Origin of the sequence: Silvanigrella paludirubra, assembly GCF_009208775.1 — a bacterium.
Classification (GTDB): domain Bacteria; phylum Bdellovibrionota_B; class Oligoflexia; order Silvanigrellales; family Silvanigrellaceae; genus Silvanigrella; species Silvanigrella paludirubra.
In genome coordinates this window covers 1-11,710 of the sequence record NZ_WFLM01000007.1, presented here as the reverse complement: position 1 = coordinate 11,710, position 11,710 = coordinate 1, and the positions used below count along the sequence as shown (strand labels likewise).

Below are 11,710 nucleotides of genomic sequence, written 5' to 3'. Positions count from 1 at the left end.
CCTCAAAATCTTTCAAAATATTTTTTTCCACGCATTTGATAAATATATTTAATTACTTCTATGATTGATTGATAAAGTGTCTGGGGAACTTCCTGTCCCACTTTTACAGTTTTATAGAGTGTTCTTGCCAATGGCTTATTTTCTACAATCATAATGTCATTCTGTTTTGCTATTTCTCTTATTTTAAAAGCAATGAGATCTTGCCCTTTAGCGACAACAATTGGTGCATGCATTCCTTTAATATAACGAATAGCAACGGAAAAATGCTCTGGATTTGTTAAAACAAAGGTAGCTTTAGGAACATCTTTTAAACTTTTTCTCATGACAAGATCTCTTGCCATTCTTTTTCTTTGGGATTTTAATAAAGGATCCCCTTCATGTTTTTTTACTTCATCTTTTAATTCTTGTTTCGTCATTTTCATATCATTATTTATTTTCCAAAAATTATATGAAAAATCAGAAACACCAATAAATACCCCTGCAATACACATAATATATAATAAATGAAAAATTGATTTTCCAAGCTCTTTCATAAAATCTATATTATTAAAAAAATAGTCTTCACTTGAATTTGAAATTTCTGATTTTAAAATAAAATAAATTAAAATTGTCAATATAGAACATTTAAGTAATATCTTTAATGTTTCAAAAATAAATGATGAGCTAAATAATCTTCCAAATCCTGAAATAGGATTTATTCTATTTATGTCAAAAATAATTTTTTTCCATGACCAATTAAACCGAGTTATTAATAACCCAAAGAGAGATGGAAAAACAGAGCATATAAAAATTATAAATAATAAGTGAGGCAATATTGGTGTTATAGAATAATAAACTACTTTTACTAAACTTGAATAATCTACAAAATAAGCAGGAAAACCTTGCCAAGATCTTTGAAAAACTAATCTAAAGCAACTTAAAAGATCATTAATTGAATAATAAAAATAAGTTGTAAAAATAATCAAAGTAACACAAGCTACAACTTCTCTTGGATTTGCAATATTTCCTTCTTCTCTAAATTGAGAACGCTTTTCCTCTGTTGCATCTTCTGTTTTGTCTTGAAAATCTTTATCTTCTCTATTTTCCATTATGTTCTAACTCACAATTTATGGAGAATTCGTTGGTACAAAAACTCTTCGCATAGATTCAAACCAGGCAACTTCTTTTTGCATTCCATAATTTCCTAATACACTTAGATATGAAGTTATTGTTAAAAATAAAACAACCATTGCAATAATAAAACTTATGGGAAAACTAATAATAAATACATTTAAAGAAGGTAACGCTCTATTTAATAAGCCTAAAGAAATATTTATTAAAATTTGAACAGACATTAAAGGAGCAGCAAGTCTTAATCCTAAGACAAAAGCTTCATGAGCAATATTTAAAGCTACTTTTGCCAAGGCAGAAGCATTAGCAGTAGGTCCAATTGGCACAATAAGAAATGATTTATATAAACCTTCTATAAATACATGATGAATATTTAATGTTAAAATTAAAATAATTGCAAACCAGTTCTTCATAACAGCAAAAGAAGATTCATGCTCACTTGCTCCAGGGCTAAACATTGAAGCAACTTGAAATCCCATATTTATTCCCACAGTATGTGCTGCAATTGAAACTGCTGCAATAACTAATTTTGCAGAATAACCTACAGCAAAACCAAAAAAAACTTCTCTTAATGAAGCTAAAATTAAAGTTAAACCACTCCATTGCAAAAGCATTTCACTTTGAAATATCCTTTCAGATACAATGGGATAAACAAAAAAAGTAAATGCTAAACCAAGAACAATTCTCAATCTTGCTGGAACAGCTTGTTCTCCAAATATGGGTAAGAAAAAAAACATCGTAGTTATTCTTAAAAAAGCCATTACTGCTAAAGGCCAAGTTTTGGGATCTAATTGAATAACTGAAAGAATATCCATTTTTTATTCCGTTACTTTTGTCTAGCGTATTCAGGTATTTTATCATAAACTCTATGTGTATAATCATTCAACTTTCTTAACATCCATGGAGATAAAACGATCAAAACAAGTATCATTGCTGCAATTTTTGGTAAAAAGCTGAGTGTTGATTCATTAATTTGTGTAGCTGCTTGAAAAATACTTACTAATAGACCGATAATCATTGCCACACCTAATAAAGGTAATGAAACTTCTACTGTTATGTATAAAACTGATAAAATAACATCAACTACTTGTTGATTTGTCATAATTTATCCTTAATTAAAACTTTTTATCAGCGAACCAGCCAATAAACTCCATCCATCTACAACAACAAATAAAATAAGTTTTAAAGGCAAACTAACTACTGTTGGAGGTAACATCATCATACCCATTGCCATTAATACGCTACTTACAATCATATCTATAACAATAAATGGTAAATAAACTAAAAAACCAATTTGAAATGCAGTTTTTAATTCGCTTATTACAAAAGAAGGAACAAGAATTCTCATTGGGACATCTTCTTTAGTTGATGGTCTATCTAATTTACTCATTTGGTAAAATAATTTTAAATCATCCGTTTTAACTTGAAGCATCATAAAATCATGTAATGGTTTTTGTCCTACATCTAAAGCTTGTTGAGTTGTAATATCTTTCTGCATATAAGGTACTATAGCTGAATCATAAATTTTTGTTATTGTTGGAGACATAACAAAATAAGTAAGAAATAATGAAAGAGCTATTAAAATTTGATTTGGAGGCATAGTTGGAGTTCCTAATGCCTGCCTAAGAAAAGAAAGAACAATGAGTATTCTTGTAAAAGAACTCATTAATAGTAAAATTGCTGGACCAAAAGTTAGTAACGTTAATATAGCTAAAACTTTTAATGCAGGGACAAAATCATCTTGATTTTCTCCATTTGCAATATTTACTGAAAATATAGGCATTTGATTTTGATTTAAATTTATTTTATTTTGTACATTTGCATTTTCTTTTTGCCAGTTTTTGTCTATTTTATTAGAATTATTTTGAGTGTTAACATTTTCTTTTTGAGCATAAACATTTAAACTAAAAAATAAAATTGATATGAGTATTATTTTCAGATAGAAAAGACTTCTCATACCATCTCCTGTAAATAAGAGTTACAAAAATTAGTTAAGTGGCTTCATGGAGCGAAGTTTTTCTCTTATTAAATTAGTTACATTTTCAACACTGTCGCCATCATCATCTTTCTTTTTAATTTCTTTCTTACTCTCATTTTCAAATTGATTCGCTAAATATTTAGGAAAGCCTTCAGATTTATTTTGCGTAGTTGATGAAGCTTGTTCAGTATTATTATTTTTCTTTTGATTTAAATTATTTGAATTAATACTTTTTAATGCTTTTAATAATATATCCGATTTTTTTTCAACATTTTTTTCCGATGATGAATTTTGATTTTCAACTTTGTCTAAAATAGACTTTTCATTTTTAGGCATTAAAAATTTATCACTAATTTGTAATTGTTTTTTTTCCTGAAGAGTTTTATTTGAATAACCGCCGCTTATTTCAGTTAAAAAATTAATTCCTGTCTCTGTATTTGAAACAACTATTTCTTGATCTCGAATTCGCAATATCATGACTTGCCTTTTCGGAGAAATGGATAATGTCGAAATAATATCCATCATTTTTTCTGACTTAGAAATAGAAAACATTCCTCTTTTTCTGAATTTAGTTAATAAATACCCTAAGAAACCAATAATTGAGACAAAAATTGTAGATATTAAAAAAACTTTCCAAAGCTCAGAAGGTCTTCCTTGTGCCTCAATATCTTTATTGCTTAAATTTAAAGTCTTTTTATTTTCTACTTTTTTCTTTGATATTGTTTGACCCATTAATTCTTCAAATGAAGCTTGATTATTTATATCATTTGAAACATCTTTATTTGTATCTTTTATATTTCTATTAATAATATTATTTTTTTCTTGATTATTATTATTTAATATAACATCGTCATTTTTATAAAAAGAATTTTTTATATCTTTTCTAAATTGCATTTCATCATTTTTTTTCTCAGGATATTGAATTGGTGGAACACTATTATCAAAATTATCTTGAGCATAAGTTGAACTGAAAATAAAAAATATATTTACCAACCCGAAAAACAATGACTTGCTAAGCATAAAAAATTCCTTTATGAATTTTATATATTAAACACTTTCACCTGAGTGATTTTCGTCCATTCCAACTCCACTCATAACATCTGTCAATCGAACTCCGAATTTTTCATTAACAACAACGACTTCTCCCATTGCAACTAGCTTATCGTTTACATATATTTCCATAGGTTCACCCGCCATTTTATCAAGCTCAATAACAGAACCTTGCCCTAATTGAAGTAAGTCATTAACAAGAAGTTTTGTTCTCCCTAATTCGACCGTTACCTTAAGTGGAACATCTAAAACCATTTTCATTCTGGATAAATCAATATTTTTTAATGTGTCATCTTCTTTTGCTGAAGGGGCGCCACCTCCGCCACCTGACGCTGCTGGGGGTGACGGAGATTCTTCTGGAGCAGCCTCTCCTCCACCACCTTCTTCTCCAGGTTCCAATCCAAAATCTTCCGGTCTAAACCCTTCATTCAAATCAGCCATATTAATAATCTCCAATTATTTCTGTTATTTTAATTGCTTTATTTCCTCTAATTATACCTGGAACTCCTCTAAATTTATGAATTCCTTCAACTACAATATCTAAAGCTTTGTCTGCATCTCTATCCAATATAAGGACATCTCCTTTATTTAATTCCATTAGGTCACGTAGATTTATCCAGCAATGACCCATGTTGCAAATTAAGTTAACACTAGTCCCCATTAATTGAGTTTTAATTCTATTAATCCAAATATGATCAACCTCTAATTGCTCATTTTGAAATCCAACGCTTAATTTTGACTTAATTGGTTCAAGTGTAGAATAAGGAAACACTAATTTAATGGAGCCACTCATTTTTTCGAGCTCAACATCAAATGCAGTAGAAATAACAACATCACTTGGAGGAACAATAGCAACAAATTGTGGATTAATTTCTGTTCTAGAATATGTAATTCTAAGTGGAAAAACAGGGGCCCATGCTTTTTCAAGATCGTCTACCGCTGACATAACAATACGTCTTGCTACTTTAATTTCAATTTGAGTAAAATCTTTTCCTTCAATTTTTGTATAAGGAACATCAGAACCACCAAATAAACTATCTACAAGTGCGTATAGAAGTTTACTTTCAATCACCATTACAGCTGAACCTCTTAACGGTTCAATTCTTAAAATATTTAAACAGCTTGGTAGAGGAAGTGAATTCATAAATTCACCAAATTTAATTGGACCAGAGCTATTTACGCCTATATTTGCTACCTTTCTTAATGCAGCAGATAAAGAAATTCGAAAAAGACGAATAAAACGGTCATGAATAATATCTAGTGTTGGCATTCTACCGCGAATAATTCTATCTTGATTTGCAAGATCATAATGAACTATTCCAGAAGCATCACCTTTACCGCCACCTTCGGGGCCTTCCACACGACCATCCGAAACGGCATTCAATAAGGCGTCGACTTCATTCTGACTTAATACCTGATCCATTTATTTACTCCACAAAAAATTCAGTAAAATAGACATTTTGAATTGGTCTATCAGTTACTTCATTAATTCTGTTTAAAATTTCTCTTCTTAAGTTTTCTTTTCCATTTTCTGAAATTAAAGTGAGTCGAGTTTTGCTAGTAACAGAAGATATAACTATATCTTTAATTTGTGCTTCTCTTTTTTTAAGTTCAAACCCTTGATTTTCGCCACCCCTATATTCAATTGCAATTGCAATTCTTATAAATCTATTTTCAATAGAATTTCCTAAATTTAAATCCATTTTCGGAACCGTGAAAGTATCACCAAAATTTGCTGTTCCCTTAGGTTCTTCTTTTTTTGCATTTGGATCGTCTTTTTTTCCTTCATCTTTTTTATTAGGGTCGTCTTTTTTTCCTTCATCTTTTTTCCCGTGGTCATCCTTCTTTTCATCTTTTTTATCATCTTTTTTTTCGTCCTTTTTATCCCCATGAGCATCTTTTTTTTCATCTTTTTTTTCTTCTTTTTTTTCGTCCTTTTTACCATGGTCGTCTGCATGTGGGTCAGCAGTAGCTCCTTGAGCAGCTAACTGAACATTTTTTTTTCCTGAAATCGTTTTAAAAACAAAAAAGCCGCCAACTCCAAGAGCAACAAGAAGAACGCCCCCAATGCCAGCAAAAAGAACCAATCGACTCTTTTTCTCTACTTTTTCATTAGGATCTTTAGGTTTTTCTTCTTTTTTTGCATCTGCTTTTTTTTCTTCTTTATCAGCCATACTTAATTCCTAAACTTTTAATTATAAAAGAGTGAATTTTTTATTGCCTTCTTTATGTAAGTTTGCCATAAAAATACTAAGCAGGTTTGTTCTTTATGTCGCATAAACTATCGGCAATCTTTTCCAGAATATGCAATATCTGCCTGTTAAAAAGGATTTAAGATATGGAATTAAAGGAATTCGCTGAAATAATTTTATTTGGTACAAATATATCTAGTGACAAACTTTTGGATCCAAAAATACTCACTGATGAAATTCCATATAAGGAAATTATTGCACCTAAAACTCCTGGAAGGCCTTTAGCTCTTCAATTCAATCAAAATTTAAATTCAAAAAAAATTCCGTTTCCTAATAGAGAACAAATTGAAGATGAAATACAAAGAGGATATGTTCTCCATTTTTTTGCAAATCATGAACTTCTTGCAATGGAAATAATGGCGCTTGTGTTATTATTATTTCCACAAGCACCAAAAAATTTTAGAATGGGTATTGCAAGAACTATTATTGAAGAACAAAAACACATGTCTTTGTATTTAAAAAGAATGAAAGAATTAAATGTTACTTTTGGTGAAATTCCAGTTAATGATTTTTTTTGGAATTGTTTATCTCAAATGAAATCACCTATGGATTTTGTTACAAAAATGAGTTTGACTTTTGAGCAAGCAAACTTGGACTATTCTTTATTTTATAGAGATCTCATGTATAAAATTAAAGATTTTAAAACTGCTGAAATTCTTGAGACTGTTTATTTAGAAGAAATTGGCCATGTTAAGCACGGCGTAACTTGGTTCAATAGGTGGAGAGATCAATCTAATACTGAATGGAAGTCCTATACAAGCGCTTTAGATCTACCTTTAACACCAGCAAGAGCAAAAGGTATTATTTTTGATATGGCAGGAAGAAAAGCGGCAGGATTATCCGATCAATTTATTGCTGAATTATCTGTTTTTTCCTCCTCTAAAGGACGTCCACCAAATATCTATTACTTCAACCCTGCATGTGAACAAGAAATTGCAAGAAAAAAAGTTGGATTTACTCCTTCAAAATCAATAGCAAATTTACAAAATGATTGTGCAAGCTTAATGCAATTTTTTGCTTCAAAAGATGATATTATTTTAATTTCTAAAAAACCTAGTGTATCTTTTTTAAAAAAGATACAAGATTGCGGTTATACAATCCCTGAATGGCTTGAATTTAAAAAAAATAACATTGATAGTAATATTATTTTACAAAATTATATTAGTAATATTTCACCATGGGGTTGGAGTCCAGAAAGCATAAATGCTCTTAAAAATTTAAAAAATAAACTTATTATAAAAAGTAATTTTCAAAAAGAAATTTTTGACGAAAATTTTTATGAAAATAATATAAAAGAGCTTTATTCGAAAAAAATTTCAGCAACATTAATTCAAAAAATTAAACATAATTTTACCGATTTAATAGATATTTTGCCTTCAGAAAATACTTTTCCATCTGTCTCATTTAATGTAAATGATGTGTTATTAAATATTGAGACATTTTTAGCCATAGATGGAATTGATACAGTTGTTTTAAAGGCTCCTTATGGCTGCTCTGGTCAAAATATGCTTAGAGTTAAATCTAACGAACTTACGGTGGCTGAAACCAATTGGCTTAATAAAATTTTAAAGGAACAAAATTCTATTATTATTGAACCCTGGTTTAATAAAGTTGTTGACCTTTCATACCAAGCAAAAATTTCAGAAGAAAAAAAACATGTTGCTATAGGCATGACAAGATTTATAACCGACTCAAGAGGACAATATAAAGCAACTTTTGTAGGCAAAAAAACCGACGACCTTTCTAAAGAACTAGCGAAATTTATGTATAATAAATATTCTATTTATAATGGAATCGAAGAAATATTACTTCAAACTTCTTTATTAATATCAAATTATTTATGTGACTTTAAATTTGAAGGTCCTTATGGAATTGATGCCTTTATATATAAAGATATAAATTCAAAATATGGTTTTAGATTAAAACATTTATCAGAAATAAACCCTCGATACACTATGGGAAGAGTTGCTATAGAAGTTTCTAAACGAATTCAAACAGGAGCTTTTGCAATTTGGGCGCATATTCGAGTTATAGATATCCTAAAGAATGAAAAATTTAAAACTATTTCTGAATTTTCTTCTTTCATAGAACAAAAATTTCCTATCCAACTTTCAAATGATTTTAAACCGCTTATAAGGGAAGGTATTTTATTTACAAACGATCCTTCTCTAGCAAATTCTGTACTAACTGTTCTTATTGTAGGAAAAAATGTTCTGAATAACTTTACAAAAGAAACAGAATTAGAGATACTTATTTGATTTGTAAATTTTATAAATTCAATTTGGCGAATTTAATTTGAATAAATTTTTAAATTATATGAAAATATTTATTAGAAAAATTTTTAAAAGACCAAATTCACGTGAAATTTTATTTATTTTAAATAAAAATATTTTATTAAAAAAAATAGAACTTATATTTAGAGAAGCTATTTTCATACTTAAAAACTCAAAATTTTCAGAAAAATCTGCTCAATTATCTTATATTTCAATTTTATCTCTTGTTCCTTTAATTGCGGTTATATTTACATTTATTCACGCTTTTAATGGTTTTAATAATTTTTTAAATGAAGTTATTTCACCTATTATTACGAAACATTTTGGAAATCATGCTGGCTCTGAAATATTATCATATTTACAATCAATTATTTCAAATCTTCAATTAAAAGAATTAGGCGTTATTTCTTTTTTAACATTTTTATTTACAGTAATATTATTAATATTAAAAATTGAAGATACCATAGATGAAATTATGGAATTCAAAAACAAATCAAATATATTAAATAGACTAGCAAAGTGTTGGTTAATCATAACTATAACCCCTTTCTTGTTTGCCTTAGCTTCCATTAAATCAGACTCATTTATTAATTTTACAAAAATAAATGATCATTTTTTTTTAAACAGTCATTCTATTAAAATATTTAGATTTTCAATTGGAATTTTATTTCAATGGGTTTTTTTTATAATTATTTTTTACGCTATTCCAAGCAAAAAAATAAGTTTTAAATCTGCATTATTTGGCGGAATTATTGCAAATGTTTTATTTGAAATTCTTCAATTTGTAAACGTGCACATTGCAAAAAGAGCCCTAGCAACTGATCCTAGCCATATTTATGGCTCGGTTCCTATTATAGCTGTATTATTTTTTGTTTGGATACGTTTAATATGGATAACAATTTTAACAGGCTCTTCTTTTACTATTGCTACTCAAAAAATATTATTTTTCAAAAAAAATTCCAAATTTAATATTTTTCCAAGCAAAGGAATTGTAGATTGCTTAAAAATTTATAAAACAATTAGAAATCTATATCGATATCAAAATATTCCATCTTCAGAGTCATATATAACAAAAGTTACGGATATTAACCCAATTGATGTTGAAATATGGCTAGATTACCTGATTAAAAAAAATATTATATGTAGTTCTGATCATGAACAAAAAAATCCTCATTATTTACCATCATATTTGGCAATAACAAAAGATCAAGGGAACATAGATTTTCTTAAAAATATAATTTTAGATGATATTCTTATTAATAGTACAGAATATCATGAAATAATTGATATATTTAACAAAAATCAATCTTAATTATTTTGCTTCTGTTATTCTGACTTGAAGATTTTTTATCTTAAATTTAGATTTTTTAACAATATCAATTTTATCTTCATTAATTTCTACATGAGTAAAGTTATCAAAAATAAAGATATTTCCTACATCTTCTTTAGCAAACGATAATTCTTTTATAAAAGCACCCACAATATCTCCTGGACGCATTTTATCTTGTTTACCTTTATTAATGTACAACTTAACAAAATTCATTTTTTGCTCTGAAAAGCTATTTTGAACTTTTTGTTCCTTAAGGCTTTCAAACTCATATTTTTTTGAAGATATTCCAATTTCTTTCATCATATTTAAATAGTAATTTAAATTTTTATCTTCACATAAAGCAACAGAGGATCCAAAATTACCTGCTCTACCTGTTCGCCCTGACCTATGGATATATTCTTCATTTGTATAAGGAATATCAAAATGAATAACTAATGGTAACAAAGATATATCAATACCTCTTGCAGCAATATTTGTAGCAACTAAATATTTTAAATTCCCTGTTTTAAAATTTCTCATAATGCTATTTCTATGAACTTGTCCGAGTTCACCTGTCAAAGCATCTGCTTTAAATCCATCTTTTTTTAATGATTCTGCCAATTGATGAGATGTTTCTCTTGTATGGCAAAAAATAATCCCTTTTTGATTTTGTTTGTGATCTGAGTTTTTTAAAATTTCAGTCAGACTTTTATATTTATTTTCTTTGGAAGTTAAATAAAAATAGTGATTGATATTTGGAGACTGAAGTTGATTTTCACCAGAAGATTCATTCTCTAATTTTGCTGTGATAAATTTTGCATTTTTTAGAAGTAAGTTTTCAAGCATACTTACTTTATCATTTTTAGTTGCTGAAAAAAGACATACTTGTAATTCGATTGGAAGATAGTTGCAAATCTCTTCTACTTGATCGGAAAAACCCATTCCAACCATGATATCAGCTTCATCAAGAACTAAGCTTTTTAAATGATCAAAAGAAATAGCTTCTCTCTCAAGCAAATCAATAGCTCGGCCAGGAGTAGCAATAATAACATGGGGCTTTCTTGATAGCTCTTCAATTTGTGAAGCAATTGGAGTCCCACCAAATGCCGTACGAATCAAAATATTTTTTTTATCTATAGATTGAATAGCATTTGCTACTTTAGTAGCAACAATAGCTATTTGATTTCCAAGTTCTCTTGTTGGAACTAAAATTAATGTTTGATGCTCTCTTAATTGAGAATCAATTTTTAATAACAATGGCAAAACAAATGCTAATGTTTTTCCAGAACCAGTTGGTGCAAGGGCAAAAACGGATTGTGAATTAAAAATGGGTTCAATACATTTTTTCTGAATTGGAGTCAATTGTTCTATATTCAACATTTTTAAATAGCTATCAAGGATTATCATGTTTTATTACTTTTGAATGAGGATTAAAGACATAGTTCAAAGACTAAAAAAAGTTAGAAATTCAAAAAAGAAAGAGAGAGCTAACAATTCAGCCAAACTAACTCAAGCATTATACTTTGTTAATTTATCAGTCAATACATATTCATTTCATGAAAATATTATTTTAGTTTTTCTAAAAATAAATAAAAATGCAGTCTAAATTATAAAATAATGATTCAAAATTAGAACAATTCCTAGAGATGGAAAGAGAATAAGGCAGAAAAATAGACGAAAAAAAAAATCCCACTTCTATTGAAGTGGGATTTAAGATTAAAAGGCTGCGCAGAGCTAC

At 28.3% G+C, this 11,710-nt stretch carries 11 protein-coding genes; 2 read left to right on the top strand and 9 right to left on the bottom strand.

Features of this window, described 5'->3' with window-relative positions:
• Positions 1-2: 2 nt before the first annotated feature.
• From GCL60_RS16025 to GCL60_RS15990, 8 genes are read right to left on the bottom strand one after another with little or no spacing between them, the layout of a single operon-like run.
• Entirely contained in the window at positions 3-1,088 is a 1,086-nt protein-coding gene (locus GCL60_RS16025) for an EscU/YscU/HrcU family type III secretion system export apparatus switch protein (RefSeq protein ID WP_153421693.1), read from the bottom strand.
• Between the two features lie 18 nt (positions 1,089-1,106).
• Positions 1,107-1,925, bottom strand: coding sequence for a flagellar biosynthetic protein FliR (gene fliR, locus GCL60_RS16020; RefSeq protein ID WP_153421692.1), 819 nt, complete (start codon positions 1,923-1,925; stop codon positions 1,107-1,109).
• An 11-nt stretch (positions 1,926-1,936) separates the two neighbouring features.
• Positions 1,937-2,212, bottom strand: coding sequence for a flagellar biosynthesis protein FliQ (gene fliQ / locus GCL60_RS16015; RefSeq protein ID WP_153421691.1), 276 nt, complete (start codon positions 2,210-2,212; stop codon positions 1,937-1,939).
• A 9-nt stretch (positions 2,213-2,221) separates the two neighbouring features.
• Positions 2,222-3,067, bottom strand: a complete 846-nt coding sequence (fliP, locus tag GCL60_RS16010; protein WP_153421690.1) for a flagellar type III secretion system pore protein FliP — start codon at positions 3,065-3,067, stop codon at positions 2,222-2,224.
• Between the two features lie 30 nt (positions 3,068-3,097).
• Positions 3,098-4,108: a flagellar biosynthetic protein FliO gene (locus GCL60_RS16005; protein WP_153421689.1), complete on the bottom strand. Its 1,011-nt coding sequence runs from the start codon at positions 4,106-4,108 to the stop codon at positions 3,098-3,100.
• Between the two features lie 27 nt (positions 4,109-4,135).
• Complete coding sequence (gene fliN, locus GCL60_RS16000; protein ID WP_153421688.1) at positions 4,136-4,579, bottom strand: flagellar motor switch protein FliN; 444 nt, start codon at positions 4,577-4,579, stop codon at positions 4,136-4,138.
• Between the two features lies 1 nt (position 4,580).
• Positions 4,581-5,561, bottom strand: coding sequence for a flagellar motor switch protein FliM (fliM, locus tag GCL60_RS15995; protein WP_153421687.1), 981 nt, complete (start codon positions 5,559-5,561; stop codon positions 4,581-4,583).
• A 4-nt stretch (positions 5,562-5,565) separates the two neighbouring features.
• Positions 5,566-6,312: a flagellar basal body-associated FliL family protein gene (locus GCL60_RS15990; RefSeq protein WP_153421686.1), complete on the bottom strand. Its 747-nt coding sequence runs from the start codon at positions 6,310-6,312 to the stop codon at positions 5,566-5,568.
• A 164-nt stretch (positions 6,313-6,476) separates the two neighbouring features.
• Between GCL60_RS15990 and GCL60_RS15985 the strand changes: the two genes are divergently transcribed.
• The gene (locus tag GCL60_RS15985) at positions 6,477-8,648 is read left to right on the top strand and encodes a DUF455 family protein (protein WP_153421685.1); all 2,172 of its coding nucleotides are present in this window, start codon (positions 6,477-6,479) and stop codon (positions 8,646-8,648) included.
• Between the two features lie 37 nt (positions 8,649-8,685).
• A complete protein-coding gene (locus tag GCL60_RS15980; RefSeq protein WP_153421684.1) occupies positions 8,686-9,975 on the top strand; it encodes a YihY/virulence factor BrkB family protein in 1,290 nt (429 codons plus the stop codon).
• Here the strand turns inward: GCL60_RS15980 and GCL60_RS15975 are convergent, their stop codons facing one another.
• Positions 9,976-11,379 (bottom strand): DEAD/DEAH box helicase, encoded by a 1,404-nt coding sequence (locus GCL60_RS15975; protein ID WP_153421683.1) that lies wholly within the window; start codon positions 11,377-11,379, stop codon positions 9,976-9,978. It lies immediately after the preceding gene.
• Positions 11,380-11,710 lie beyond the last annotated feature (331 nt).

What these genes read in the sequence shown, in the direction of transcription:
- fliM (WP_153421687.1), bottom strand. Translation starts at nt 5,561, where the DNA reads ATGGATCAGGTATTAAGTCAGAATGAAGTCGACGCCTTATTGAATGCC.
- GCL60_RS15990 (WP_153421686.1), bottom strand. Translation starts at nt 6,312, where the DNA reads ATGGCTGATAAAGAAGAAAAAAAAGCAGATGCAAAAAAAGAAGAAAAA.
- GCL60_RS15985 (WP_153421685.1), top strand. Translation starts at nt 6,477, where the DNA reads ATGGAATTAAAGGAATTCGCTGAAATAATTTTATTTGGTACAAATATA.
- fliQ (WP_153421691.1), bottom strand. Translation starts at nt 2,212, where the DNA reads ATGACAAATCAACAAGTAGTTGATGTTATTTTATCAGTTTTATACATA.
- fliN (WP_153421688.1), bottom strand. Translation starts at nt 4,579, where the DNA reads ATGGCTGATTTGAATGAAGGGTTTAGACCGGAAGATTTTGGATTGGAA.
- fliP (WP_153421690.1), bottom strand. Translation starts at nt 3,067, where the DNA reads ATGAGAAGTCTTTTCTATCTGAAAATAATACTCATATCAATTTTATTT.
- GCL60_RS16025 (WP_153421693.1), bottom strand. Translation starts at nt 1,088, where the DNA reads ATGGAAAATAGAGAAGATAAAGATTTTCAAGACAAAACAGAAGATGCA.
- fliR (WP_153421692.1), bottom strand. Translation starts at nt 1,925, where the DNA reads ATGGATATTCTTTCAGTTATTCAATTAGATCCCAAAACTTGGCCTTTA.
- GCL60_RS16005 (WP_153421689.1), bottom strand. Translation starts at nt 4,108, where the DNA reads ATGCTTAGCAAGTCATTGTTTTTCGGGTTGGTAAATATATTTTTTATT.
- GCL60_RS15975 (WP_153421683.1), bottom strand. Translation starts at nt 11,379, where the DNA reads ATGATAATCCTTGATAGCTATTTAAAAATGTTGAATATAGAACAATTG.